The 26,689-nt window shown below is 71.6% G+C and carries 20 protein-coding genes, 2 pseudogenes and 1 riboswitch; of the genes and pseudogenes, 14 read left to right on the top strand and 8 right to left on the bottom strand.

Annotation, left to right across the window (positions count from 1 at the left end; translation table 11 throughout):
* The 3 genes from EES42_RS23700 to EES42_RS23690 all read left to right on the top strand — a co-directional run.
* A partial coding sequence (locus EES42_RS23700) for a condensation domain-containing protein (protein WP_164495299.1) occupies nucleotides 1–1,440 on the top strand: 1,440 nt, incomplete at its 5' end.
* Complete coding sequence (locus EES42_RS23695; RefSeq protein WP_124720275.1) at nucleotides 1,437–3,191, top strand: non-ribosomal peptide synthetase; 1,755 nt, start codon at nucleotides 1,437–1,439, stop codon at nucleotides 3,189–3,191. The genes EES42_RS23700 and EES42_RS23695, both read left to right, overlap by 4 nt.
* Nucleotides 3,188–5,455 carry a M20/M25/M40 family metallo-hydrolase gene (locus EES42_RS23690; protein WP_124720274.1) on the top strand — a complete coding sequence of 756 codons (2,268 nt, stop codon included), beginning with the start codon at nucleotides 3,188–3,190 and terminating at the stop codon, nucleotides 5,453–5,455. The genes EES42_RS23695 and EES42_RS23690 overlap by 4 nt, the downstream gene beginning before the upstream one ends.
* Nucleotides 5,456–5,507: 52 nt before the next feature.
* Here EES42_RS23690 and glpK read toward each other — a convergent pair whose 3' ends face one another.
* The 3 genes from glpK to EES42_RS23675 form a co-directional block, all read right to left on the bottom strand.
* Nucleotides 5,508–7,025, bottom strand: coding sequence for a glycerol kinase GlpK (gene glpK / locus EES42_RS23685; RefSeq protein WP_124720273.1), 1,518 nt, complete (start codon nucleotides 7,023–7,025; stop codon nucleotides 5,508–5,510).
* A 46-nt stretch (nucleotides 7,026–7,071) separates the two neighbouring features.
* The gene (locus EES42_RS23680) at nucleotides 7,072–7,917 is read right to left on the bottom strand and encodes an MIP/aquaporin family protein (RefSeq protein ID WP_124720272.1); all 846 of its coding nucleotides are present in this window, start codon (nucleotides 7,915–7,917) and stop codon (nucleotides 7,072–7,074) included.
* Nucleotides 7,918–8,054: 137 nt separating this feature from the next.
* The gene (locus EES42_RS23675; protein ID WP_124720271.1) at nucleotides 8,055–8,528 is read right to left on the bottom strand and encodes a MarR family winged helix-turn-helix transcriptional regulator; all 474 of its coding nucleotides are present in this window, start codon (nucleotides 8,526–8,528) and stop codon (nucleotides 8,055–8,057) included.
* 57 nt (nucleotides 8,529–8,585) lie between these two features.
* On the opposite strand from EES42_RS23675, the gene EES42_RS23670 reads away from it, so the two are divergent.
* Nucleotides 8,586–9,410: an alpha/beta fold hydrolase gene (locus tag EES42_RS23670; protein WP_124720270.1), complete on the top strand. Its 825-nt coding sequence runs from the start codon at nucleotides 8,586–8,588 to the stop codon at nucleotides 9,408–9,410.
* 13 nt (nucleotides 9,411–9,423) lie between these two features.
* Here EES42_RS23670 and EES42_RS23665 read toward each other — a convergent pair whose 3' ends face one another.
* Nucleotides 9,424–9,828, bottom strand: coding sequence for an ArsR/SmtB family transcription factor (locus EES42_RS23665; RefSeq protein WP_124720269.1), 405 nt, complete (start codon nucleotides 9,826–9,828; stop codon nucleotides 9,424–9,426).
* Between the two features lie 101 nt (nucleotides 9,829–9,929).
* Between EES42_RS23665 and EES42_RS23660 the strand changes: the two genes are divergently transcribed.
* The 3 genes from EES42_RS23660 to EES42_RS23650 all read left to right on the top strand — a co-directional run bounded on the left by EES42_RS23660 (nucleotide 9,930) and on the right by EES42_RS23650 (nucleotide 13,233).
* Nucleotides 9,930–11,906, top strand: coding sequence for a heavy metal translocating P-type ATPase (locus tag EES42_RS23660; protein WP_124720268.1), 1,977 nt, complete (start codon nucleotides 9,930–9,932; stop codon nucleotides 11,904–11,906).
* Nucleotides 11,907–12,008: 102 nt separating this feature from the next.
* Nucleotides 12,009–12,428 carry a hypothetical protein gene (locus EES42_RS23655; RefSeq protein WP_124720267.1) on the top strand — a complete coding sequence of 140 codons (420 nt, stop codon included), beginning with the start codon at nucleotides 12,009–12,011 and terminating at the stop codon, nucleotides 12,426–12,428.
* Nucleotides 12,429–12,531: 103 nt separating this feature from the next.
* Entirely contained in the window at nucleotides 12,532–13,233 is a 702-nt protein-coding gene (locus EES42_RS23650) for a DUF305 domain-containing protein (RefSeq protein WP_124720266.1), read from the top strand.
* Between the two features lie 86 nt (nucleotides 13,234–13,319).
* On the opposite strand, the gene EES42_RS23645 is transcribed toward EES42_RS23650, so the two are convergent.
* Nucleotides 13,320–14,984, bottom strand: coding sequence for an ABC-F family ATP-binding cassette domain-containing protein (locus tag EES42_RS23645; protein WP_124720265.1), 1,665 nt, complete (start codon nucleotides 14,982–14,984; stop codon nucleotides 13,320–13,322).
* Nucleotides 14,985–15,526: 542 nt separating this feature from the next.
* Nucleotides 15,527–15,713, top strand: a riboswitch (cyclic di-AMP (ydaO/yuaA leader).
* A gap of 4 nt (nucleotides 15,714–15,717) precedes the next feature.
* On the opposite strand from EES42_RS23645, the gene EES42_RS23640 reads away from it, so the two are divergent.
* Nucleotides 15,718–16,215, top strand: a complete 498-nt coding sequence (locus tag EES42_RS23640) for a transglycosylase SLT domain-containing protein (protein WP_124720264.1) — start codon at nucleotides 15,718–15,720, stop codon at nucleotides 16,213–16,215.
* Between the two features lie 54 nt (nucleotides 16,216–16,269).
* On the opposite strand, the pseudogene EES42_RS23635 reads toward EES42_RS23640, so the two are convergent.
* Nucleotides 16,270–16,461, bottom strand: a pseudogene (locus tag EES42_RS23635) (FAD-dependent oxidoreductase); the annotation flags it as partial.
* Between EES42_RS23635 and EES42_RS23630 the strand changes: the two are divergent.
* Nucleotides 16,458–16,810: pseudogene (locus EES42_RS23630) on the top strand (TetR family transcriptional regulator C-terminal domain-containing protein); the annotation flags it as partial. The pseudogenes EES42_RS23635 and EES42_RS23630 overlap by 4 nt on opposite strands.
* Nucleotides 16,811–16,821: 11 nt before the next feature.
* Here the strand turns inward: EES42_RS23630 and EES42_RS23625 are convergent.
* Nucleotides 16,822–17,139, bottom strand: coding sequence for a hypothetical protein (locus EES42_RS23625; RefSeq protein ID WP_124720263.1), 318 nt, complete (start codon nucleotides 17,137–17,139; stop codon nucleotides 16,822–16,824).
* Between the two features lie 369 nt (nucleotides 17,140–17,508).
* On the opposite strand from EES42_RS23625, the gene EES42_RS23620 reads away from it, so the two are divergent.
* The 4 genes from EES42_RS23620 (at nucleotide 17,509) to EES42_RS23605 (ending at nucleotide 22,047) form a co-directional block, all read left to right on the top strand.
* Complete coding sequence (locus tag EES42_RS23620) at nucleotides 17,509–18,906, top strand: APC family permease (RefSeq protein WP_124720262.1); 1,398 nt, start codon at nucleotides 17,509–17,511, stop codon at nucleotides 18,904–18,906.
* Between the two features lie 189 nt (nucleotides 18,907–19,095).
* Nucleotides 19,096–20,214, top strand: coding sequence for an NAD(+)/NADH kinase (locus EES42_RS23615; RefSeq protein ID WP_124720261.1), 1,119 nt, complete (start codon nucleotides 19,096–19,098; stop codon nucleotides 20,212–20,214).
* A gap of 56 nt (nucleotides 20,215–20,270) precedes the next feature.
* Nucleotides 20,271–20,924, top strand: coding sequence for an HD domain-containing protein (locus EES42_RS23610; RefSeq protein WP_124720260.1), 654 nt, complete (start codon nucleotides 20,271–20,273; stop codon nucleotides 20,922–20,924).
* 250 nt (nucleotides 20,925–21,174) lie between these two features.
* Nucleotides 21,175–22,047: a DMT family transporter gene (locus EES42_RS23605; protein ID WP_124720259.1), complete on the top strand. Its 873-nt coding sequence runs from the start codon at nucleotides 21,175–21,177 to the stop codon at nucleotides 22,045–22,047.
* Nucleotides 22,048–22,075: 28 nt separating this feature from the next.
* Here the strand turns inward: EES42_RS23605 and EES42_RS23600 are convergent, their stop codons facing one another.
* Nucleotides 22,076–23,092 carry a LacI family DNA-binding transcriptional regulator gene (locus tag EES42_RS23600; RefSeq protein ID WP_124720258.1) on the bottom strand — a complete coding sequence of 339 codons (1,017 nt, stop codon included), beginning with the start codon at nucleotides 23,090–23,092 and terminating at the stop codon, nucleotides 22,076–22,078.
* 225 nt (nucleotides 23,093–23,317) lie between these two features.
* On the opposite strand from EES42_RS23600, the gene EES42_RS23595 reads away from it, so the two are divergent.
* Nucleotides 23,318–26,677 carry a glycosyl hydrolase gene (locus tag EES42_RS23595; protein WP_124720257.1) on the top strand — a complete coding sequence of 1,120 codons (3,360 nt, stop codon included), beginning with the start codon at nucleotides 23,318–23,320 and terminating at the stop codon, nucleotides 26,675–26,677.
* The last annotated feature ends 12 nt before the right edge of the window (nucleotides 26,678–26,689 follow it).

The following is a 26,689-nucleotide window of genomic DNA, read 5'->3' as shown; positions in this document are numbered from 1 at the left end:
CTGCGCGACGTACTGCGCGACGGCAGCCCCGCCGCACTCGCCGGGCTCGGCCAGGGCCGGCAGCACACGACCGGCGTCCGCACCGTGACGGTCCGGGACGACGGGCCCCGCACCCGGCCGCTCACCCCGCAGCAGGCCGGGGTGTACTTCCACTGGCGGCTCGACCCGCTCAGCCCCTACTACAGCTACCAGGGCTCCCTGGAACTCGACGGGCCCCTCGACGTGGCACGGCTGGGCCGGGCCTGGCAGCTGCTGCTCGCCGAGAATCCGCTGCTCCTCGCCCGGTTCGCCGAGACCGACGAGGCCGACGGGAGGGAAGTGGTGCACCGCTACCCGCACTGGGAGGTTCCGTTACCCGCGAGCGCCCGGGACGTCGGCGCCGAGGAGTTCCGCACGGTGGCCGCCGAGGAGGCCGCCAGGCCCTTCGACCTGCTCACCGAACCGGCCCTGCGGACCGGACTGTTCCGGCTGCCCGGCGGACAGCACCGGCTCCTGGTCACCATGCACGAACTGCTCCTCGACGGCTGGGGAGCGACCGTGCTGTTCCAGCGGCTGGCCGAACTCTACGAACAGCGGCCCGACGCACCCGACCCCGAACGCGCCACCCGCTACGACCGCTATCTCGACCACCTGACCGAGCGGCTGGCCGGCGAGGAGGTCGCCGAGGCGGGGGAGTACTGGCTGCGCCGGCTCGCGGGCGACCTCCCGGCACTCGGGATCGCCCAGAAGCAGCGCCCCGCCGCCCCCACCTACCGGGGCGAGATCACCGAGGCCGTCCTGGACGAGCAGCTGTCCCGGCAGCTGCACGCCACCGCACTGGCCGCCTCCGCCACCGCGTTCGTACCACTGCTGGCCGCCTACGCACTGGCCCTCAGCTACTACGGCGACGCCGACGAAGTGGTCGTCGGCGCCCCGATGGCCGGGCGGGAACGGCCGGAGACAGCCGATGTGCCCGCCTTCACCCTCGCCATGCTGCCGCTGCGCCTGGACATCGACCCGGCCGCCACCCTCACCGAATTCACCGCACAGGTACGGGAGACGGTGTACGACGCGTACGCCGCCGACGAGTACCCCTTCGGCTGGACGCTGCGAAGGCTCCCGGCCGCCTCCCGCAGCTCGTCGGCCACCCCGGTCTTCCAGACCATGCTCAACATGCTGCCCTACCCGGCGCGCGCCACCACCGCCTCGGACGTCCGGTTCCGTTTCGTCGAACTGGACACCGGCTACACCAAGTACGACTGCGCCCTGTACGTCCAGCCGCACGGCCCCGGCCGGCTGCTGCTCCAGTACGCCTACCAGCAGGAACTCCTGGACGCACCGGCCGCCCGCAACGTCCTGGAATCCACCCTGATCGCGCTGCGGGCCCTCACCGACCCGCGGCGCGCCGAGCACACCACCGTTCGTTCCCTCGATCTGCTGCCCGGAGACGATCACCGATGACCACGCCGACCCTGCTGGAACGCTTCGCCGAACAGGTGGCGGCCCACCCCCGGGCCGTCGCCCTGCGCCACACCGGCACCGACGTCAGCTACCGCGAACTCGACGAATGGAGCGGCCGGCTGGCCGCCCGGCTCACCGCCAAGGGCACCGGCCCCGGCTCGCTGGTGGCACTCGCCGCCCAGCGCGGCCCGGCCGCCGTCGCCGGGGTGCTCGCCGTACTGAAGACGGGGGCCGCCTACCTCGGGCTGGACCCCGCGATCCCCGTGCGACGGCAGCGCCGGATGGTGGAGGAGACCGGACCGCACTGTGTGCTCGCCGAGCCCGGACTCGACCAGTTCCCCACCCTGGACGCACCCCGCGTCACCCTGGCGCCCCTCACCGAGGGACCGCTGCACCAGGCGCCGGAGCAGGAGCCCGGCGAGGACGCGCTGTTCCACATCGTCTACACATCGGGGACGACCGGAAACCCCAAGGGCGTACGCATCAGCCATCGTTCGGTCCGCGGCCGGCTCGAATGGATGTGGCAGGACCACCCGTTCCCCGAGAACGCGGTCCTCGCCGTCCAGAAGTCCCTGGCGCTGGTCGCCTCGCCCTGGGAACTGCTGGGCGGACTGCTCAGGGGCGTCCCGTCCGTCGTGCTCGCCACCGACGAACTGCTCGACCCGGCGCTCTTCGCCGCCACCGTCCGCAAGGAACGGATCACCCACCTCTTCCTGACCCCGCAGCTGATCGCCGGACTGCTGGAGGAGAGCGCCGGACACCCCGGCGGACACCGGCCGGTCCTGGTCACCAGCGGCGCCGACATCCTGCCCGTGGACACCGTCCTGCGCTTCCGCGAGGTCTGGCCCGACGCCACCCTGCTCAACCTGTACGGCATGACGGAGACCGCTTCCAACGTCGCCGCCTACGACACCGCCCGACTGCCCGCCGACGCCGGACGCGTCCCCGTCGGCAGCCCGGTGGCGGGTGCCTCGCTCTCGGTCCGCGACCGGCTCGGCCGACGGCTGCCGCCCGGCGCGACCGGCGAGGTGTGGGTGTCCGGACCGCCACTGGCCCTCGGCTACGTCGGCGGCGACGGCGAGGACCGCTTCACCACCGACGACGCCGGAGCCCTGCACTACCGCACCGGCGACCGCGGCCGCATGCTCCCGGACTCCGCGCTGGAGATCACCGGACGCTCCGACAACCAGATCAAGGTGCGCGGCTACCGCGTCGAGCTGGAGGAGATCGAGACCACCCTGCGCAAGGCACCGGACGTCACCGACGCGGGGGCCTACGCGGAGAGCGAGGACGGCGAGACACGCATCGTCGCCTGTGTCACCGCCGACGAGGAGACCACCTCCGCCGCACTGCGCGCATATCTGCGCGACCGGCTGCCCGACTACATGCTGCCGGCCCGCATCCAGCAGGTGCCGCGGCTCCCGCTGAGCACCAACGGCAAACTGGACCGCACCGCCCTGCGGACGCTGGTGGCGGGCATCGGACAGGAACGGGCCGCCGGATTCACCCCGTCCGACGCCACCGAGGCCGCCGTCGCCGCACTCTGGCACGAGCTGCTCGGCGCACCGCCCACATCGGCGGAACAGAACTTCTTCGACGCCGGCGGCCACTCCCTGCTCGCCGTACGGCTCGCCGGACGTCTCGCGGCGACAGCGGGCCGCCGTGTCCCGCTGCGCCGCATCCTCGGCGCACCCACCGTCATCGCGATCGCCGCACTGTGCCGCGAGATCCAGCAGGAGGAGCAGATATGAACGACCCATGGCTGACCGTGCCGGGCGAGCAGCCGCAGGGCACCGGCACCCTCGCCGTCTGCTTCGCACCCACCGGCGCCCACGGCTCCACGTTCGCGGGCTGGCGCGGCCGGCTGCCCGAGGACATCACCCTGGCGTTCGTCGCACCACCGGGCCGCGGTACCCGTGTCGACGAGGAACCCGTCACCGACATGGCCGTCTACGCCGACGCGGCGGCGGCCGGGATACGTGAACTGCTGGGCGGGCGACGGCTGGTGCTGATCGGGGTCAGCCTCGGCGCCCTGCTGGCGTACGAGACCTGCCGTCGGCTGCTCGATGCCGGGGTGCCCGTCACGAGGCTCTGCGCCGTGGCCGGACAGTGCCCCGGCGACTTCGACGGCCGGGGCGAGGACGTGACCGTCGAGGACGCCCGTGCCTTCGTATCCGGGACCGGACTGACCGACCCGGAACTCCTCGCGGACCCCGAGTTCGAGGAGGTGCTGCTGCCTCCTGTCATGGCCGATCTGCAACTGGCCGCCCGCTACGACGGCCGCCGCGGAGCCGTCCCGCAGGTCGATCTGCGTGCGGTGTGGGCTTCCGACGACCCGCACGTGCCCGAGGTCACCGTGCGCCGCTGGGCCGAGTGGACCCGCGGCGAATGCACCCTGATGTCCGTCGAGGGCGGCCACTACGCCCACCAGGAGAACCCGGCCGCGGTCGTCGCCGCCTGCCTCGACGGCCTCCCCGGAGCCCGGCCGTCACGCCGTTCGGTGCTCGGCGCCGGGGCGACCGCCGTCGCCTCCACGGTGCTGGGCCTGGGCGCGGTGGCGTCGGCGGCACCCGCGGCGCGGGCCGCCGGGACGACCGGAACCGCCACCGTCCCCTACGACGGAGACCCCACCGACCCCGTCGGCCTGGCCGTCGCCATGATCCGGCAGAACACCAGCAACCCCGGGGACGGCGCGGTCACCCTGCCGCTCGCCCGGATGCTCCAGGGGATCTTCGGCGCCGCCGGGGTCGCCACCGAGATCGTGCCCACCCCGAAGGACGGCAACGTCCACTTCTTCGCCCGGATCCCCGGCCGCGGCCCGGCTACGAAGAAACCCCTGGTCCTGCTCGGCCACTCCGACGTGGTGCCCGCCATCGGCGACCGGTGGGAGACGGACCCCTTCGCCGGAGAGATCAAGGACGGCAAACTGTACGGGCGCGGCTCGCTGGACATGAAGGGCGTCAACGCCGCCTTCGTCGCCGCACTGCTGTGCCATGTCCAGGAGGGGGCGTCCTTCGACCGCGACATCGTCTTCTGGTCCGACTGCGACGAGGAGCAGGGCCCGTACGGCGTGCGCTGGTTCCTCACCGAACACCCCGGCAGGGTGACGGCGGGCGCGGTCATCACCGAGGGCGGCTGGGTGCTCAACCAGCGGGACGGCTCCACGCCCATGATCGCCTCGCTGACCTGCAACGACAAGCGATCCCTGCTGCTGCGCCTGGAGACCGCCTCGTACGCCACCCACACCTCCAAGCCGTTCTCCGGGCAGGCGGTGATCCGGCTGGGCGAGGTACTCGAACAGCTCGGCCAGTGGCGGGCCCACATCCGCCCCAACGCACTGTCCAGGACGTACTTCGCCGAACTGGCCGAGGCCACCACCGACCGGCACTTCGCCCGGGCGCTGCGGGAGATGCTCGACGCCCGCACCGACCGGCAGCGGGACCGGGCGGGGGAGAGCGTGGTGCGGCTCAGCGAGACCCCCGAGCTGCACAACGCGATGCTGCGGACCACGCTCGCCTTCACCGCGGCGCAGTCCGGGTACTACCCGAGCATCGTGCCGGGCACGGCGACCGCGGAGTTCCGGGCCGCCTTCCTGCCGGGCGCCGAGGACCCCGGACGCACCGTCGCCGAACTGCGCTCGCTGATCGGCAACCGGGCGACGCTGAGTGTGGTCGGCAACCCCGGTGAGAGCGAGCAGCAGGCGCTGGACCGGCTGCGCGGCTACCTGGCCACCCCCGACTCCGACCACGACACCGATGTGTTCCGCGCCTGGCAGAGCGCCGTACGCCGGACCCATCCCGGAGTACGGGCCACCGCCTGCCAGTTCGAGGCGGTCACCAGCGCGGTGCCGTTCCGGGAGCAGAACGTACCCGTGTACGGCATGTACCCGTTCACCGTGAACCGCGACATGCTCAAGCGCATGCACGGCACCGACGAACACATCGGCGTCCAGGCACTGCGCCAGGGCACCGAGACCGTCTACCAGCTGCTGGCCGGGCTGCGATCGAAGCACTGAGCGCGGGACGGACCGTGCGGGCGGACCCGGCAGGGCACGCCCGCACGGACCGTCATCCCACGCTGACCCAGTCGAGGGTGCGCTCCACCGCCCGCTTCCAGTTCGCGTAACCCTCCGCGCGCTGCTCCTCGCTCCACTGCGGCTCCCAGCGCTTCGACTCCTGCCAGTGCTCGCGCAGTTCGCCCAGGTCCTGCCAGAAACCGGTGGCCAGACCGGCGGCGTAGGCGGCACCGAGCGCGGTCGTCTCGGCGACCACCGGACGGCTGACGGGGACACCGAGCACATCGGCCTGGATCTGCATGCACAGGTCGTTGGCCGTGACCCCGCCGTCGACCTTGAGCACATCGAGATGGACACCGGAGTCCTGCTCCATCGCCTCCACCACGTCCCGGCTCTGGTAGCAGATCGATTCCAGCGTGGCCCGCGCCAGATGGGCGTTGGTGTTGTACCTGGCCAGCCCGACGATGGCGCCCCGGGCGTCCGAGCGCCAGTACGGGGCGAAGAGTCCGGAGAAGGCCGGCACGAAGTACATCCCGCCGTTGTCCGCGACGGACCGGGCCAGCCGCTCGCTCTCCGCCGCATCGGTGATGATCTTCATCTGGTCCCGCAGCCACTGCACCGCCGACCCGGTGACCGCGATCGAACCCTCCAGGGCGTAGACCGCCGGACTCTCCCCGAACCGGTAGGCGACCGTGGTGAGCAGCCCGTGCTTGGACCGGATGAGCTTCGTACCGGTGTTGAGCAGCAGGAAGTTGCCGGTGCCGTACGTGTTCTTCGCCTCGCCCGGCTCGAAGCACACCTGCCCCACGGTGGCTGCCTGCTGGTCGCCGAGCACCCCGGTGATCGGGACCGCGGCCCGCAGCGGGCGGGAGGTGCGGGTGCGGCCGTACGCCTCGGCGTGGGAGGAGGGGTTGATGGCCGGGAGCATCGCCCGGGGGATGCCGAAGATGTCCAGCAGCTCGTCGTCCCAGTCGAGTGTCTCCAGATTCATCAGCATCGTCCGGCTGGCGTTGGTCACATCGGTGGCGTGGGTGCCGCCGTCCGGGCCGCCGGTGAGATTCCACAACACCCAGCAGTCCGTGTTCCCGAACACCGCGTGCCCCTGCTCGGCGGCCTCACGCACCCCCTCGACGTTCTCCAGGATCCACTTGATCTTCCCGCCGGAGAAGTAAGTGGCCGGCGGAAGCCCGGACTTGCGCCGGATGACCTCGCCGTACCCCTCGTTCTCCAGGGCCTTGGCGATCGAATCGGTGCGGGTGTCCTGCCACACGATGGCGTTGCAGTACGGGCGGCCGGTGCGGGGATCCCACACGACGGTCGTCTCGCGCTGGTTGGTGATCCCGATGGCGTCGAGATCCGTGCCGCTGAGACCGCCGGTGCGCAGGGCGTTCTGCATCACCGAGTTGGTGCGCTCCCAGATCTCCACCGGATCGTGCTCCACCCAGCCGGGGCGCGGCAGGATCTGCTCGTGCTCCAACTGGTGTCTGGCCACCTCGTTGCCACCGTGATCGAAGATCATGAAGCGGCTGCTGGTGGTGCCTTGGTCCACCGCGCCGACGAAGTCCGCCATGGCATGCTGCCTCTCCTGAGTCCGGGCTCGGTGATGGAACCGGGCGTCACTTCTCCGTCGGTACGGGGATGCTCCCCTCCGGCTCGGCCTCCACCGAGGGCAGGAAACGGCTGATGAAGACCTTGTAGAAGAAGGCCCCCAGCGGACCGCCGACCAGCGGGCCCACGATCGGCACCCAGAAGTAGAAGTTCCCGTACTGATCCCGCCACGCCCCGCCGTAGCCGGTGAGGAAGCTCGCGAGCCGGGGGCCGAGGTCACGGGCCGGGTTGATGGCGTATCCGGCGTTGGTGCCGAACGCCATGCCGATGGCCACCACGATGAGACCCACGATGAACGGCCCGAGATTGGCGCCCGGCGGGGTGTTGAGGAGGTCGGTGACCGCGAAGATCAGCAGCACCAGGATCGCGGTGCCGATGACCTGGTCCCGCAGCGCACCCCATTCGTGCACCGGGAGCGCGGGGTTTCCGTTGGCCGGCAGGGTGGAGAACACCGTCTGGGTCTTGATGGTGTGCCCCGGGTCCGCCTTCGCCAGCGCCTCGGTGTAATTCCAGCGCACCAGCAGCGCCGCGACGAACGCACCCACGAGCTGGGCCAGCGAGTACGGCGCCACCTTCTTCCAGGGGAAATCCTTGAACGCGGCGAGGGAGAGGGTCACGGCGGGGTTGAGATGGGCTCCGCTGAGCCGGCCCGCCACATAGACGCCCAGGGTGACTCCGAGCCCCCATGCCCAGGCGATGCTGTCGTGATTCCCGAGGCCGCCCGGCGGATCGGTGAGTGCGCCGCCCGCCGCGACCTGGGCCACCACACCACAGCCGAAGAGGATGAGAATCATCGTGCCGAGGAACTCCGCGGAGAGTTCCCCGACGAGTCCCGACCGCTTGAGCCGCTCCATGGGGATCTCGCTTCCTGTCGATCCACGACCTCTGCGGCACAGATCCACATCCGAGCGTAGACGGGGGCAGTTGGATCCGCATTCGGTGACGGACACACCGGTCACCGCCCCGTCCCGGGCGGTGACCGTGCCCGGTCTCAGTCGACGTCGACGTGGTCGAAGGCCTCCAGCATCCGGCCGAGCACCCGTACGCAGGCCGTCACATCGGCGTCGGTGAGCTCCCCGTCCACCTGGCGCAGCAGCGATGCCTCGCGGGCCAGGGCCGCGAGGATCGCCGCCCGTCCGCTCCCGGTCAGCCGGACCAGCGAGGACCGCTGGTGCGCGGGGTTCGGGATGATCTCGACCAGCCGCGCCGCGGCGGCGTCGTTGACCATGCGCTGCACGAACTGCCGGCTCAGCGCCTGTGCCCGGCCCATCTGCGGGACCGTCATGGGTCCGTTCTCACGCAGCAGATCCAGTACGGCGCGCACCCCGACGGAGAGGCCCTCGATCGGGGCGGCCTGTTCCACCTTGCGCTGCACACGCCGGTAGAGCGGGCCGACCAGGGCGAAGACCTCCGTCAGCCGATGGGCCAGTTCCTCGGGTGCCAGGGGCGGGTCGATGTCGGTCATCCGGCAATCATGACACCCTGGTTGTCAATGTGGCCAGAGAATGGCACCTTGGTTGTCATGAATGCTGCTTCCGAGCTGAACTTCATCGAGACCGAGGACGGGCGCCTCGTCCACCGCGACGTCGGCGAGGGCCCGCTGCTGGTGCTGCTGCACGGCGGCTTCGTCGACCACGGGATGTGGGACGACCAGGTGCCGGAGCTCGCCCGCCGTCACCGCGTGATCGTGCCGGACGCCCGCGGACACGGCGGATCGGCCAACGCGACCAGGCCCTTCCGTCACACCGACGACGTGGCCGCACTGCTGCGCCACCTCGACGCCGGGCCCGCGGTCCTGGCCGGACTGTCGATGGGTGCGGCCACCGCGGTCGACACCGCGCTCGAACACCCGGACCTGGTGCGTGCGCTGGTCGTCAGCGGGGCGGGGACCAGTGAGCCCGAATTCGTCGACCCCTGGTGCGGGCAGGTCCTGGCCGCACAGGCCCGCGCGCTGGAGGCGGGTGACATCGAGGGGTGGCTCGACGCCTTCATGCTCTTCGCGGCGGGCCCGCACCGCACGCTCGACGAGGTCGACGGCACCGTCGTGCGACGGGTGCGCGAGATGGCGGCCCGGACGCTCTCCAAGCACCGCGGCGACGAACCCGACCTGCGGGTGCCCGTCCCCGACACCTGGACGCGGGCGGCCGGGATCGAGGTCCCGGTCCTGGCGGTCAACGGCGGCATCGACGGGGCGGACCAGCTCGCCATGGCCCGTCGCCTGGTGCGGACGGTCGCCCACGGGCGGGAGATGATCGTCGAGGGTGCCGCCCACTACCCCAACATGGAGAAGCCGGACGCCTTCGGTGAGATTCTCGGAGACTTCCTGACCGGCCTGCGCGCCCGGTAGGGCGGTGCCGGGGTCAGCGGGAGGCGGCGGCCACCGCGCCGTCCGCCTCCGCGGCGGCCTGCGTCGGGGTGTCGTGCAGCCCCAGGCGCAGGTGCTCGACGTGGAAGAGGGCCTGGTCGAGGAGTTCGGCCACGTGGTTGTCGTACAGCGCGTAGATCACCGAGCGGCCCCGCCGCTCGCCGGTGACCAGACCGAGGTTGCGCAGCAGTCGCAGCTGGTGGGAGCAGGCGGACTGCTCCATGCCGACCGCGTCGGCGAGCTCCGTCGCGGGGCAGGGGCCCTCCTGGAGGCGGGCCAGGATGCGGAGCCGGGACGGGGTGGCCAGCGCCTGGAGGGTGGATGCCACATCACCGGCCCCCACCGCGTCGAGGCGCTCGCGCGCGGTGGCAGCGGTCTTCGCGTCAACTCCGTGGCCCATGCCCTCATCCTACGGAGATGAATACATGAATGCGTGTTCATGTGATCCTGTATGGTGCGGGGATCGAACCACTCCGCCCCCTCGCGTGAAGGATCGCGCTCATGTCTTCCACCCTCACCCGCCCGGCCGCGCCCGCCGGCCCGGTCCGAACGGGGGGCTCTGGGCGGCGCACCCGGATCCTGGCCCTTCCGGAGGCCCGCTGGGCCGCGGCGGCGCTGCTGCTGTTCCTGGCCGCGCTGCCCCTGCAACTGCTCGGCGCCCCGTGGTGGGCGTGGGGCCCGCTGTACGCGCTGACGTACATCGCCGGCGGCTGGGAGCCGGGCCGGGAAGGGCTGAAGGCGCTCAGGGAGAAGACCCTCGACGTCGACCTGCTGATGGTCGTCGCGGCGCTCGGCGCGGCGGCGATCGGCCAGGTGCTGGACGGCGCCCTGCTGATCGTCATCTTCGCCACCTCGGGAGCACTGGAGGCATTCGCCACCGCGCGGACGGCGGACTCGGTACGCGGACTGCTCGACCTCGCCCCCGCCAGGGCTACCCGCCTCGGCACCGGGGGAGCCGAAGAGGCCGTTCCCACCGAGGAGTTGAGGATCGGGGACGTGATCCTGGTACGTCCCGGCGAACGCGTCGGGGCCGACGGCCGGGTCCTCGACGGGGCGAGCGAGGTGGACCAGGCAACCATCACGGGCGAACCGCTGCCGGTGACCAAGGAGCCCGGCGACGAGGTCTTCGCGGGAACCCTGAACGGCACCGGGGCGCTGCGGGTGACCGTGGAGCGCGACCCGTCCGATTCGGTGATCGCCCGGATCGTCACCATGGTCGAGGAGGCATCCGGGACGAAGGCCCCCACCCAACTGTTCATCGAGAAGGTCGAACAGCGGTACTCGATCGGCATGGTGGCCGCCACCGTCGTCCTGTTCGCCGTGCCCCTGGCCTTCGGCGCGGCACTGCAGCCGACGCTGCTCCGGGCGATGACCTTCATGATCGTGGCATCGCCGTGCGCCGTGGTACTGGCCACGATGCCGCCGCTGCTGTCCGCGATCGCCAACGCCGGACGGCACGGGGTCCTCATCAAGTCCGCCGTGGTGATGGAGCGCCTCGGTCAGATCGACGCCGTCGCGCTCGACAAGACCGGCACCCTGACCGAAGGCACCCCGCGGGTCACCGACATCCGTCCGCTCCCGGCCCCGGGCCTGACCGAGGACGCCCTGCTCACCCTGGCGGCGGCGGCCGAGCACCCCAGCGAACACCCCCTCGCCCGTGCCGTCACCGAGGCCGCCCGGACCCGGGGACTCGCCCTTCCCCCGGTGGCGGACTTCACCTCCGCCCCGGGCACCGGCGTCACCGCCACCGTGGACGGCCGCACGGTCGCCGTCGGGAGCCCGGCCCGCCTGCTGGACGTCCGTCCCGGTGCCGCCGAACCGGCCGCCGGACTCGCCGCACGCCTGGAGGAGGCCGGCCGTACCGCCGTACTGGTCGTACTCGACGGCACACCCGTCGGCGTCCTGGGCATCGCCGACCGGCTGCGCCCCGATGCCCGCTCCACCGTCGCCCGCCTCACCGGACTCACCGGCCGAACGCCGGTACTGGTCACCGGGGACAACCCGCGCGCCGCCGCCCGGCTGGGCGCCGAGGCCGGGATCGAGGACGTACGGGCCGGTCTGCTGCCGCAGGAGAAGGTGCACGCGGTCAGGGGGATGGAGTGCGTCGGACACAAGGTGCTCGTGGTCGGGGACGGCGTGAACGACGCCCCCGCACTGGCCGCCGCCCACACCGGCATCGCCATGGGCCGGGCGGGCTCCGACCTCGCCCTGGAGACCGCCGACGCCGTCGTGGTCCGAGACGAACTCGCCACCGTCCCCACCGCCGTGGCGCTCTCGCGGCGATGCCGCCGCCTGGTCGTGCAGAACCTGGTGATCGCGGCCGTCTTCATCACCGGCCTCGTCGTCTGGGACCTGGCCGGCACACTGCCGCTCCCGCTGGGCGTCGCCGGGCACGAGGGCTCCACCGTGATCGTCGGCCTCAACGGTCTGCGCCTGCTCCGCGACGCCGCCTGGACGCGCGCCGAGAGCGGCCGCTGAACCCCGGGCAGGGCGTCGGCGGGCGGGAAACCCGGTGGGGGTATCGTCGGGCGCACACCGCAGGGCCCATCGACCCGTACGACCGAGCAATCCGAGGCAGCCGTGGATCGCGGACACACACGCACACCGGGAACGTCCCGGCTGCTGGTGCTCTGTGCCGTCCTGCTCGGGCTGTTCCTCATGCACGGAGCACCCGCGAGCGCCGCGGACGGCTGCCACGACGCGACGGCCGTGACGGCGTCCGCACCGGGGTCCATGCAGGTGAGTGCGGGCCACTTCGCCGTGCGGGGCGAGCACGCTCCCGCCCGGGCGGTGGACACGATGTCCGCGATGAACGGCGAGTCATGCGTATTCACCCATGCCCGTGACCGGGTGCTGCCGCTGCTGATGGCGCTGGGCCTGGTGCTCCTTGGCGTCCGGGCGCTCACCGGGCGCCGTGCGGCCGTGCGCGGTCCGGCCCGGCGGGGACCGCCGTTCGCCGGAAGAGAGTTGCTGCTCCAGGTGTGCGTCGCGCGGACGTGACAGGACTCCGCCGGTCCACGGCCCTTCGGGGTCCGACCGGCCGGACGAACCTGCCCGTTTCGCGCGCCACGGACGTGGCGCAGCCACCTGGAAAGAACCTGTGATGTCCGCTTCCCGTTTCTCCGCCGCCCGTCGCCGCACCTTCGCGGCCGCCGGCACCGTCGCCGTCCTCGCGCTGGCACTGACCGCCTGCGGCTCCTCCGACGGCTCGAAGTCCGACGGCTCCTCCGACGGCTCGAAGTCCGACGGCTCGTCCATGCCCGGCATGGACCACGGCTCGGCGGGTGCCTCCGCACCGGCCACCCCCGGCGGCGAGTTCAACGACGCAGACGTGAAGTTCGCGCAGCAGATGATCCCGCACCACCAGCAGGCCGTCGAGATGGCGAAGCTGGCCGACGGCCGCGCCGCCGACCCCGAGATCAAGAAGCTGGCCACCGCGATCGAGAAGGCCCAGGACCCCGAGATCAACACGATGAAGGGCTGGTTGACGTCGTGGGGCAAGCCGCTGCCCTCGTCCTCGTCCTCGATGGGTGACATGCCCGGGATGGACCACGGCTCGGACGGTTCGGGGATGCCCGGAATGATGTCCGGCAAGGACATGGACGATCTGGCCGCCGCCGAGGGCAAGGACTTCGACAAGAAGTTCGCCCAGCTCATGATCGGGCACCACCAGGGCGCCGTCACCATGGCCGAGGACGAGCAGAAGAACGGCGACAACGCCGAAGCGAAGAAGCTCGCCGGTGCCGTCGTCACGGCCCAGACCGCCGAGATCGAGCAGATGAACAAGATCATCGACAGGCTCTGATCCCGGCAGGGGTGCGGGCCGCCGCACGGCGGCCCGCACCCCTGTCCCGGTCCGGCCGGTACGGGAGACACCTCGCCGCCGACCGCTCAGCCGGCGGCCTCCGGCGCCGCGAACAGCTCGGCCACCTCCTCCGCGCTCGTCTCCCGCAGCTCCTCGTCGACCAGCAGCCACCTGGTGATGCCGATCGATCCGAGGAAGGCCGGATCGTGACTGGCGATCAGCAGCGCGCCCTCGTAGGAGTCGAGCGCACCGGTCAGCTGACGCACACTGGCGACGTCCAGGTTGTTGGTCGGCTCGTCCATCATCAGCAGCTGCGGGGCCGGTGCGGCGAGCATCGTCGCCGCGAGGGCGGCACGGAAGCGTTCCCCGCCCGACAGGGTGCCCGCGGGCTGCTCCGCGCGCTTGCCCTGGAACAGGAAGCGGGCGAGCTGGGCGCGGATGTGGTTGTCGGTGACCCCGGGCGCCGTCCGGGCCACGTTCGCCACGACGCTCAGTTCCTCGTCCAGCACATCGAGCCGCTGCGGAAGGAACCGCACCGGTACGAAGGTCCTGGCCTCGCCGGCCAGCGGGGCCAGTTCACCGGTGAGGGTGCGCAGCAGCGTCGTCTTCCCGGCGCCGTTGCGGCCGACGAGCGCGATCCGCTCGGGCCCGTTCACCTGGAGGTCGGCCTCGCGCAGTCTGCCGAACCGGGGGCGCAAGCCGTGCAGGCTCAGCACGGTGCGTCCGGTGGGCACCGCCGTGTGCGGGAGGCTCACGCGGATCTCGGCGTCGTCGCGGACCGCGGCGGCGGCCTCCTCCCGGCGTTCGCGCGCCTCATCGAGGCGTTCCTCGTGGACGCCACGCAGCCGGCCCGCCGATTCCTGCGCCGACCGCTTCCGGCGGCCGGCCAGGATCTTGGGCAGGCCGCCCTCGGCCGCCGCCTTCCGGCCGTTCTTCTGACGCCGGGCCAGCTTCAGGCGGGTCTCCTCCAGTTCGCGTTTCTGGCGGCGCACATCGGTCTCGGCGGCCCGCAACATCCGCCCGGCGGCCTCCTGTTCGGCGGCCACGCCCTCCTCGTACGCCGACCAGCCACCGCCGTACCAGTTCACCGAGCCGGTGCGCAGTTCGGCGATGCGGTCCACGCGCTCCAGCAGTTCGCGGTCATGGCTGACCACGACCAGCACCCCCGAGCGCCAGGAGTCGACGGCCTCGTAGAGCCTGCGGCGGGCGAACACATCGAGGTTGTTGGTGGGCTCGTCCAGGAGCAGGACGTCGGGACGCTCCAGCAGCAGCGCGGCCAGCCGCAGCAGGACGGTCTCCCCGCCGGACAACTGGCCAACGGTGCGGTCGAGTTCGATGCCGCCGAGGCCGAGCGAGCCCAGTGTCGCCAGGGCCCGTTCCTCGACGTCCCAGTCGTCGCCGATCGTCTCGAAGTGCTTCTCGTCGACGTCCCCGGCCTCGATGGCGCGCAGCGCCTCGCGCCGCTCGGCGATGCCCAGGGCCCGGTCCACCCGCAGTGTCGTGTCGAGGGTGATGTTCTGCGGAAGGTGGGCGAGGCTGCCGCCGACGGTCACCGACCCCTGGGACGGGCGCAGTCGGCCGGCGAGCAGTCGCAGAAGTGTGGACTTGCCCGCGCCGTTGTTGCCGACGAGGCCGACGCGTCCCCGGCCGATGCTTAGCGAGAGCCCGTCGAGGACGGTGGTGCCGTCCGGCCACCGGAAGGTCAGGGCGGAGCAGGTGACGGAGGCGTGAGGGGTGGTGGGAGTCGCCATGGTGTTCCTCGCATTCGCAAGCGCGGTGAAGAGGGGCTTCGTATGCGAGCACCGCGCAGCGACCGGGCCATGGAAAGAGGTGCGAAGGTCCTGAGGATCGAGGGACGGCTCATGCACCGAGGTCGCATCCACGCGGGGTCACGGGCAGCGCGAAGCACTGCTACGGCGTGACGGGCGTACGGGCGGGGCCGTACGGCGCGATGTTCGCGAACCTCAGATGCGCAACGTCCACCTCAATCGGAGACAACAGGACTCGAAAACTATAAACGACGGGGTGAAGGAAAGGCAATGTCACCGGGTCCCGATGCGGACGCCGGAAGGTGTGGGCGATATGCCCGCATTTGTGAATTCGTGGCGCGAGTCACGTCCGGCCCGCCGGATGTCGTCTCCCGCGGTTTGGTTCCCTTTCCGCACAAGGGGGCCGGGTTGTGTGATGTGAGCTGGATTACCGAAATTCCCGTTACTCGATCTTGTGAGTGAATTGCATTCGGAAATTGGGGTCTTGTCCCTTTCGGCTCTTCTCGCCTACGGTCACCGTCAATCCGGACGGAACGCCGAATCCTGCCGCTGTCCGGCAATCCGACCCACTCATGTACGGCAGGAGCGGGGAACCCAGGTAAGCCGCCGGTCCGGAATCCGGAACGGCTCGGGGTGAAGCCGCGCACATGCGCGGCCAGGCATCTCCAGCCCGAACCCGACAGCTCACCTCGCAGGCGACGGAGAGGAATCCACCATGCCCGCAACGGGTACGTACCGTCGTCGCAGTTCCACCACGCTGACCCGCGGTTTCATCGCCGTGGGCACCGGCGCGGCCGCTCTGCTGCTTCCCCTGCTCGGCGCCCACACCGCCTCGGCGGCTCCGGCGCAGTCCGCCGCCGTCGCCGCTCCCGCCGCGCCGTCCGCGACGTACACGAACGATCTGGACGGCTGGATCAAGGAGTCGCTTGCCGTGATGGCCGAGCACGGCATCCCCGGCAGCTACGAGGGCATCCACCGCAACGTCATGCGCGAGTCGTCCGGCAACCCCCGGGCGATCAACAACTGGGACTCGAACGCCGCCGCCGGGACGCCGTCCAAGGGCCTCCTCCAGGTCATCGAGCCGACGTTCCGGGCCTACCACGTGCCCGGGACCGCGATGGACAGCTACGACCCGGTCGCCAACATCACGGCAGCGTGCAACTACGCGGCCGCCAAGTACGGCTCCATCGACAACGTCTTCGGGGCCTACTGAGGTGACGAACCGCTGACGCGGGCGCACCACCGCCCGGCCGGGTCCGTCCCGAGGTCAGCCCAGCCGCGGCGGTGTCCAGTCGGCGTGGCGCAGAACCGTGCGGACGGTGACACGGGACGGCGCGAGCCGCAGCGCCGTATTGCGCAGGGCGACGGCCACCGGACGGGACAGCTGCTGCCCCATCCGGCCGGCCTGCCGGGCGGCCCGTGCGACCGACTGGCTGCGGGGCCGGCGCTCGGCGTCGTAGGCGGCTGACCGGCGAGGGGCGGCAGCGGTCGCTCGCCCGCTACGCCTGCGCGGTCGAGAGCGTGCGCCACCCGGAGCTGCGCGAGATTCTCGTACCGAGGCAGAACGCGGCCCGTGAGGCGGTGCGGGCGTTTCTGCACGCACAGGGCGTCGCCGACGCCCTCTGCACGCACAGGGCGTCGCCGACGCCGAGGGCCGCACGCTCACACTGCTGGCCTGCGTGGACGGACTCGTCTTCGACCGGCTGGTGGGCGGCGGGGGAGCAGTGCCCAGGGACGAGATCGCGGGGCTGGTCGCCGCGGCCCTGCGCGACTCCGGCGGGGAAGCCGGTGCCACCGCCGCCGGGTGACCCGCGCCGTGTCACTCCGGGGCGGGTTCCGCCGCCTGTTCCGGCTCGGAACGGGGCAGTACGGGCACGGTCGCAGCCGCCCCGTCCCGGACCGACTGCACCACCGCGTCGTGCAGTCGGCGGCTGTCCTCCTCCGAACAGCACGGCACCGGACTGCCCGACATGGTGAACCAGTCGATCGCACCGGTGTACTGCACAGTGACCTGGGCCGTGTCGTCCGCCCAAGTCGTGTGAACGGTCAGGTCCCCGGACAGCACACCGACCTCGTCCGTGAGCACGCCACCGCGCCCCGAGAACACACCGCAAGTCGTCCATGACGCCCAAGCCATGACTCCAGGCTGGCACCAAGACCGCGGATCCGCGACCCGCGGGCCCGGCGCCGGGCCCGTACCCCGGCCGCCCCGACCGCCCAGGACAGCGCCGCACCCTTCCGGATGCTGGAAATGGGGGAAACTTTCCCACCGGCCGGGCTGCGGTTCCCGCACCCCCCGATCCCCGGACATTGACGCGTTGTTAGCGCCAAATCGTCGGATCTTCCCCTTGGGACAACGAATTCCGAAGGTGAACACCTCTTGACCTGCGGAACACGTCAGGATTGCATGTCGCGCTGGGAGCGACGAAACCACTCACCACGTCCTCGTCTGGAGGCGATACCGCTCCCGTGCTCGGACACCGCACCTGTTGATCGGAACCGCACGATGACCGAAACGCTCAGCGCTCCCCAGGCGCTCGCACCAGCGACCGGCCCCACTCCACAGAAGCTCAAGCGTTCCATCGGCGTCGTGGGCGGAACACTGCTCACGCTGTCCTGCGTGACGCCCGCCTCGACCCTCTTCGTGGTCGTACCGGACCTGTTCTCCAGCCTCGGCACGTACACCGCCCTCACCATCGCCATCGGCTCGCTGCTGTGTATCGCGGTCGCCTTCTGCTACTCGGAACTGGGCACGCTCATTCCGAGTGCCGGCGGTGAGTACGCCATGGTGTCGACGATGGCGGGGCGGCTCGCCGGGTGGCTCGTCTTCGTGCTCTCGCTGCTGGTCGTGATGATCGTGCCCCCGGTCATCGCCATGGGTACGGCCGACTACCTCGCCCCCATCGTGCACATCCCGGCCTCCGTCGCGGGCGCCGGCGTGATGGTGCTCGCCACCCTTGCCGGTCTGCTGGACCTGCGCGCCAACGCGTGGATCACCGGCATCTTCCTCGTCCTCGAAGTGATCGCGGCGGCCGTCGTCGCCGTTCTCGGCTTCGCCCACTCCGAGCGCGGCCCCTCGGCACTGGTGCACGGCACGGTCGCCTCGTCGGGCGGCGGGAGCTCGACCGTCACCGCGATGATGGTGGTCTCCGGGCTCGCCATCGCGCTCTTCATCACCCAGGGCTTCTCCACCGCCGTCTACCTCTCGGAGGAGCTGGAGAACCCGCGGCGCAACGTGGCCCGCACCGTGCTCGCCACCCTCGCCATCTCCACCGCGGTCATCCTCGTCCCGGTCATCGCCATCACACTCGGCGCCCCCGACCTGGCCGCCCTGACCTCGGGCGACCTCAACACCATGGTCGCCGCCTGGTCCAACTCGGCGGTCGGCACCTTCGTCAGCCTCTGCGTCGCCCTCGCGATCATCAACGCCGGCATCGTGATGGTCATCCAGAACTCGCGGGTGCTGTTCGCCTCCGCCCGTGACAAGGCATGGCCCGGACCGGTCAACAACGCCCTGTCCCGACTCGGCCGGTTCGGCTCCCCGTGGGTCGCGACCCTGGTCGTCGGCGTCCCCGGCGCGGCGCTCTGCTTCGTCAACCTCGACACCCTGTACGGCGTCACCGGTGTCTCCGTCACCGCGATGTACCTGCTGGTCGCCGTCGCCGCGCTGCTCTGCCGCCGCGGCGCCCACCGCGAGGCGCCGGCCTGGCGCATGCCGCTGTGGCCCGCGATCCCGGTGCTGCTGATCGCCGTGCTGGCGTACATCCTCACCCAGCAGGAGACCGAGTACCTGCTGTGGACCGGCGGGATCACCGCGGTCGCCACGCTCTACTGGGCGTTCTACCTGCGGCCCCGCAAGGAGACCCGCTGGCTGGTCAGTATCCCGGAGGACGCGCAGTCCTGACTCGGACGTGTTCCGTGCGTGCCCGGCCCGCCGGCGGTGACCATCCGCAGGCGGGCCGGGCACATGTAGTTCCGCGCCCGGTCGCCCGACCGGCCGCCGTACCGGCCCGACGACGGGCGGACCCGCCCCCGGCTCCCGCACAGTGGAGTGAGGACAGTCCGTCGTCGGAACACGGGGAGTCGGAACGGGATGAGTGTGGAACGGGTCGGAGTCGTCGTGCACCAGGGCCGCCCAGAGGCCGTCGTCGCGGCGGGCGTCGTACGCGACTGGTGTGCCCGCGAAGGCATCCCGTGCACCGACATCGACGTGTGGCGCGACGACGAACGCAGGCGCGGCGGGCGCGAGGAGGCCGATGTCGCGGGCAACCCCGATCTCATCGTGACGCTCGGCGGCGACGGGACGTTCCTGCGCGGCGCCCGGATCGCCGCCAAGAACGACGGCGCCGTCCTCGGGATCGACCTGGGCCGCGTCGGCTTCCTCACCGAGGTCCCGGCGAAGGACGTGGTCCGGGCGCTCGACGCCGTCCACCGGGGCCGTGCGGCGGTCGAGGAACGCATGACCCTGACCATGCGCGCCTCCCGCGTACTCGAAGTGCCCAAGGACATCGGTGCCCTGATGGGCTACGGACGACGCCCGATGCTGCCGCCCCCGCACGTCGACCCCGACGCGGAGGCCGCGGCGGAGGACTGGGGCGTGGCACTGGACGTCACCGCGCTCAACGACGTCGTCGTGGAGAAGCTCGCCCGCGACCGGCAGGTGAGCCTCGGCGTGTACATCGGCGGCCGGCTCCTCGCCTCGTACTCGGCCGACGCGGTCATCATGGCCACCCCCACGGGCTCGACCGCCTACAGCTTCGCCGCGGGCGGGCCGGTGGTCTCGCCACGCATGGACGCCGTCCTGTTCACACCCGTGGCGGCACACATGACCTTCGACCGCACCGTGATCGCCGCGGCCGACGAACCGATCGCCGTACGGGTCCTGCCGCACTCGGGGCAGGGCGCGGTGACCATCGACGGCCAGCTGCGCGGCGTGCTCGACGCCGGGGACTGGGTCGGGGTGTACGCGGCACCGCACCGCCTCCGGGTCATCAGGCTCGGCCCGCACGACTTCTACGGACGGCTGCGCACCCGCCTCCGCCTCACCGACGCCCCCGCCACGGCGGCCGACGGGGCGAGCGCGCCCCTCTTCCGCCCCGACGGACCGGTCCCGCACGACCTGGCCCACCTCCACCTCACCCCGGCGGACCGGGACGAGGCCGACGGCGCCCCACCGGGCGGGATCCGGGTGCCACCCGGATCCCGCCCGTGAACCCGGACCGCAGGACCGAAGTCCCCACGCCGAAGCCCCCACGACGAAGGAACTCCATGCCCGGCAGCCCCGATCATCCCGCGCTCACCACGGTGACGGTCCCCGACACCGAACTGGCTTCGGCGGCGACCCAGTTGGTGCGGGACACCACCGACGACCTGATCTACCACCACTCCCGCCGCGTCTACTTCTTCGGCGGCCTCCAGGGACGCAACGGCGGACTGAGCTTCGACCCGGAACTGCTCTACGTCGCGGCCATGTTCCACGATCTCGGCCTCAACGAGGAGTACCGGGCCAGCGGCCGCCGGTTCGAGGTGGACAGCGCCGACGAGGCACGGCGGTTCCTGCAGAGCCACGGGGTGCCCGAGGACAGCATCCGCCGGGTCTGGACGGCGATCGCGCTCCACACGACGCCGGGCATCCCGTCGTTCATGGAGTCCGAGGTCGCACTCGTGACGGCAGGCGTGGAGTACGACGTACTGGGCATCGGGTACGACGACATCAGCGACGCGGACCGGGCGGCGATCGTCGCCCTCCACCCCCGCCCCGACTTCAAGCGCCGCATCCTCAGAGCCTTCACCGAAGGCATCGAACCCAAGCCGGCCACCACTTTCGGCAATGTGAAGGCCGACGTCCTGGAGCGTTACGTGCCCGGGTTCGAGCGGGGCAACTTCGTGGACACCATCCTGGACTCCGCCTGGCCGGAGTGAGATTCCGGAGCCCGCCCGCAGCGCCGAGGAGGAGCCGGCCCGCCCTCGCGGTGCCCCGGCGGGAGCCCTGGTGGAGCAGGCCTCCGTCGTTATAGTTGGCACCTACAGGAAAGTGACTGCGCAGAGGTGCCCGGTACGCCACGGGCCGGTCCCGCGGCCCCGGAGACATCTCGGTCACGCGGACGGCCCGGCGGCCGAACGGCTCCGCGCCCGCTGCCCGTTCCTCCACCGTCCACGGAAAGGGCGTGCGATGCCGGCCGTCCTCGTACTGCTGCTCGCCGGAACCTGGCTGCTCTCCGGCGCCCTGGTCACCGGGACCGATCCGCTGATCGTCGCAGTGGGCCGCACCGCGGTGTGCTGCCTGGTCCTCACCGCCGTCGCCGGCGCCACCGCGGAAGGCCGTGCCGACCTGCGCCGGGCCGCCGCCAGGCGGGGCACCGTATGGCTGCTGGGCCTGCTCGGCTTCGCCGGGTACGCGGCGGGAACTCTCCTCGCCATCCCGCGCATCGGGACCTCGCTCACCAATCTCGTCGTCGCGCTGATGCCCTGCGCCTCGGTGGCCGTGGGTGCCTTGTTCTTCGGCGAACGGTCCGGCACGCGAAAGGCAGCCGGGGCGGTGCTCGCCTGCGCCGCGGCCGTCGGATACGCGGCACTCGGCGCGGACGCGGGCGACGCCGACGGGGTGGGGCTGCTGCTCGTGGCGGCGGCGACCGTGGCCTTCGCCGGATACGGATTCCTCTACCGGCAACGGCTGTCGGGGCTGCCGCCCCTCGCCGTGCTGCCCGTACTGCTCGCCGCCGCCACCTGTCTGCTGCTCCCGATGGCGCTGCCCGCGCTGATCTCCCATCCCCCGACCCCCGCCGCGATCGGCGGAACGGTCGTGCTCGGCGCCGCCGTGTACGCACCCGCCTACCTCGTACAGCACCGGCTCATCCTGCTGCGCGGACCGGTCTTCACGGCCGCCGTGCAGCTGGCCGTTCCCTTCACCGTGCGACTGGGCGACTGGGTGCTCGGCACCGCACCCGCCCCCTCCATGGCGGAACTGCTGCTTCTCGCCGTGTGCTGCGGGGGCATCGCCCTCGTCACCGTCCAGCCGGCCGCCCGGCTCGCCGCCGCCGAGTGATCACGGGAGCGCCGCCGGGCGGACCGGCTCAGCCCTCCGGCTGTGGTCCGGCCGTCGTCGCACCGATCACCAGTGTGCACGGGTGGGCGTGCGTCCCGGGGGCCTCGCGCCCGTCGGCCACCTGAGCGGCGGCGGCGGCACCCAGCGCGGCCAACCCGGTGTCCACAGTGGTCAGATGGCGAGTGCTCCGGCCGCTGATCACGTACTCCCAGTTGTCCACACCGACCAGTGCGACATCGTCCGGCACGTGCCTGCCCGACTGCCGCAGGACGGACTCCACGCCCAGCGCTATCTGGTCGTTGCCGCAGAACACGGCGTCGAACCGGGCGCCGGACCCGATCAGCCGACGGCAGGCGGTGGCCCCCCAGGCCCGGCTCCAGTCACCCCGGAGCGTGTCGGCCGCGGGCGGCAGCCCGGCATCGGCGAGCGCGGCCAGCAGCCCCTGCTCACGTCCCGTCGCGGCGGTGTCTGCCGCATCGCCGGTGATGTGCGCGATGCGCCGCCTGCCCAGCGACAGCAGATGCTCGCCCGCCAGCCGCCCGGCCATCCGGCTGTCGGGGACGTAACAGGAGTCGCCCTCCCGGTCGGTGAGCCCGAAGGCATAGGCGACCGGGACGGAGAACTCGGCCGTGACGGAGCGCATTCCGGCCCGGAGGCCGTCACCGAGCACCAGCAGTCCGTCCACGCGCCGGGCCAGCAGCCTGCGTACGCTCTCGGCCATCGTGTCCGGGTCGAAACCGGTGTCGTAGAGCAGACACGCCTGCTCCCGGCTGCCCAGGTGGGCGACCGCCCCGACCAGCACCGGCTCGGTGAACGCTCCCCGGGCGTTCTGGGCGAGAATGCCGATCGTCCGGCTCCGCCCCAGCGCGAAGGACTGGGCCAGGGCGTTGGGCCGGAAGTCGAGTCTGCGCGCGGCCTCCGCGATGCGCGATCTGGTCGCCGTCGAGACTCGGCCGCCGCCGTTCAACGCCCTTGATGCCGTGGAGAGCGAAACCCCGGCGACCGCCGCGACATCGCTCAGTGTGACCCTGCCCCGTTCCGTCATGGCCTCAGCCTAGCCATGATGCACAACTGCTTGTGCAATTCCGGTGGTTCCTGTGTGAACCCTTGACAGGGTTTGTTTGCGGGGCCAGTCTGTGCCGCGCTTGAGCAAGCGGTTGCGCAACGGCCCGGAGTCGCCTCGGGGCCGGTCCGGAAAGGCTCTTCGCAGTGACCGCGCGCAGCACTCCGCGCAGCACCCCCGCGCCCGATGATCAGGGAGTTTCACGCCATGCGACATCGACCACGCAGACGCCTGTCCCGAGCGGCGGTGGCCTTCTCCACGCTGCTCGGCCTGCTGGCCTTCGGCCCGGCCGCCGCCTCCGCGGAGCAATCCGGATCCGCCGTCGCGGACCGCGACGACTCCGCAACCGCCGTGCTCGGCAAGACACTTGAGGCACAGAACGTCACCATCGACGCGTCTCCCGGCAGCGACGAGGCGAGCGCCAACGCCAACACATACGGCGGACGGGACTGCTGGGAGATCGGCCCCGGCCGCCCCAGCCAGTACCTGTACGTCACCCTGGACGCCCGCCTCAAGCACGAGGGGGCGAACCACGCGGCCGTCGACATCGACTACTTCGACGTGCCCGGGACCAAGTTCGCGCTGGTCTACGACGCGGGCGCCAATCCGTGGCGCACCTCGCGGATCGTGCGGACGACCGGCACCAACACCTGGAAGACCGCGCACTTCTACATCCCGGACGGGGCGTTCGCCGGCGGGCAGTACGGGCGGGACATGCGCATCGCCACCTGGGCGCAGGACATGGGGTCCAGCGAGAAGCCGGTCTGCTTCGCCCGTTACGCCTTCGAGCCGTCCCCGGTCGACACCGACGACGTGCAGGTCGATGTGACGACCCCCGGCAACCTCTTCGACCCGGGCCGGCGGGCCACCTTCGGGGTCCTGTCCGCCCGCGACCGCTCCGTGCCCTGGAGCGTCCGCGACTACCGGGGACACACCGTGCGGCAGGGCGCCGCCGCCATCGACCCGGCCACCCGTGAAGGCTCCGTGGACGCGGGTGAACTACCGCTCGGCTACTACACGTTGACGCTTCGCGGGACCGCCGCGGACGGGTCCCCGGTCGCCCGCACCGCCGGTTTCGCGGTGCAGCACCCGGGGCCCGACCCGAAGCGCACCACCGACTCCTTCTTCGGCGTCAACCACCACCATCGCTCCGCCCCCGGCGACGCCTGGGACGACAGCACGAAGCTCGCCGCCCGCGCCGGGGCCGACGCACTGCGCGTCGACTCCGTCTACTGGAGCAGCATCGAGCACCCCAAGGGCGAGTACCAGTGGCCCGAGGCCAGTGAACGCGTCACCGCGGACTTCGGGGAGCGCGGCCAGAACGGCCTGATGCTGCTGGGCTTCGGCAACTCCGACTACGGCAACATCCCGAGCACCGACGAGGCGTACCGGGCGTTCGGGAAGTACGCCGGACAGGTCGCGGAGAAGGCCGGCGGCCGGATCGAATCGCTGGAGGTCTGGAACGAGTACTACGGCGGATTCTCCAACGGGGTGTGCTCGCAGAGCGCGAAGTGCTACGCCAAGATGCTGGAGGCCGCATACTCGGGGGTCAAGGCCGCCGACCCGAAGGTCACCGTGGTCGGCGCCTCGTCGTTCAAGGTGCCACTGGACTGGTTCGAGGAGCTGTTCAAGCTCGGCGGGCTCAAGCACATGGACGCGGTCTCCATCCACCCCTACCGTGCCCCGGGCGACCCCGAGGGCGTCGAGCTCGACATCGCGGGCCTCAAGAAGCTGATGCGTCAGTACAACGACGGCAGGGAACTGCCCATCTGGATCACCGAACAGGGCTGGACCTCCGCCGACCGGGACGGCATCGGCGTCGACGAGCAGACTCAGGCACAGGCCACCGCGCGCGCCCTGCTCGCGGCCAAGGCCGCGGGTGTCGCCCGCTACTACTGGTACGACCTGATCAACGACGGCAACGGTCCGAGCAACGGGGAACACAACTTCGGACTGCTGCGCAAGACGGGCCCGGAGGCCAACGGCCTCAACCCCAAGCCCGCCTACCTCGCCTACTCCACCACTGCCCGTGAACTCACCGAGGCACGGTTCACCGGCCGGCTGCACACCGGCGATCCCGGCCTGCACGCCTACACCTTCAGGTCCGCGGCCGGCTCGCCCGGCGGCGGCGCCGTGACCACGGCCCTGTGGAGCAGCGACCGCACCGGCAAGCCGGTCCGGGTGCGGACCGGGAAGCCCGTCACCGTGGTGGACATGCTCGGCGGGGAGCGGGTCCTGGAACCGGTGGACGGCTGGGTGCACCTCACGGCCACCGGCGCTCCGGTCTATCTGCGGGCCGCGGTGGACAAGGTCGAGGAATCATCGCTGCTGTCGCTGTCCGCACCCCGGGACATCGCGGCCGGCGCGGAGATTCCGGTGACCGCCACACTCGACAACCGGGCCACCGGCCACGGGGCGTCCGCGCACAGGCGCACTGCGGTCTTCGAAGCCGAGGGCGAGCGGGTCACCGTCTCTGCGGCCCCCGGACGACGGGCGAGCGCCGTGCTGAAGATCCCGGCCGGTGACACGCCGGGCAACCGCGGTCTGGCCGCAGCGGTCACCCTCGACGGGAAGCGGGCCGGTGCGGTCGCGACCGGCACGCGGGTGACCGCGGAACCGGTGACGGTCGAGGTGTCCCCGGAGATGTCGGTGAAGGGCGCCACCCGCACCGACCGGCTCGCGGTGGCCGTCACCAACCACTCGCCGGACACACCGGCCAGGGTGACCGGCATCGACTGGTCCTTCGGAGACCTCACCGGGACGATCGCGGGCCGGGGCATCGGCGACGGCGGCACGGTCCCACCGCTCGCCACCCGCACGTTCCGCACCACCGTCGACGGGGCGGCCGCCTACGCCGTCAAGCCCGTCGGGGTGACCGCCAGACTCGCGGACGGACGCACCGCACGGGCCGGCGACTCCTTCGGCTTCAGCCCGATCGCCAGGGCCACCCCGCACCTGGTGGACGGCAGACTCACCGGCCTGGGCAACGTCCCGAAGGTGGACCTCTCCGAGGTCGGCTCGTACAGCGGCATCGAACCCGGCGTCGCCGACGGCGACATGTGGGCGACCTGGGACGACAAGAACCTCTACGTGTCCGCGGTCGTCCGGGAGAAGGACCACCGGACGGCACAGAAGGTGGCCTGGCTGCCCGCCGGTGACAGCATCGGCATCGGGGTGCAGCCGGGCCGACCGGGGGAGGGGCTGGGGCGTTGGGGCGCCGACTGGTACATGCTGTACGCCGGTGACACCGTGACCGAGGGGCCGGGTGTCTTCGTCGAATCCCTGCCGAAGGACTACCCGGTGGGGCCGGTGGCGGGCGCCGATGTCCGAGTGGCCCGCGACGAGGAGGCCGGCACCACGACCTACCTGGTTGCCGTGCCGTGGAAGCGGATCGCCCCGCTGTCGCCCGATGACCCCGCGTTCTCGCTGACCCTGACGGTCAACAAGAACGACGGTGTGCAGCGGGACAACTACCGCTCGCTCGGTCTCGACGGATGGCAGACCTGGGGCGACGGGCTCAACAACTGGAAGCTGGTGCGCTATCAGCAGGTGCAGCTGACCCGCTGACCCTCGTGCCCG

It is taken from the genome of Streptomyces sp. ADI95-17 (assembly GCF_003846175.1).
GTDB classification, from domain to species: domain Bacteria; phylum Actinomycetota; class Actinomycetes; order Streptomycetales; family Streptomycetaceae; genus Streptomyces; species Streptomyces sanglieri.
The sequence above is the reverse complement of the archived record's forward strand: the minus strand, read 5'-3'. Positions and strand labels throughout refer to the sequence as shown.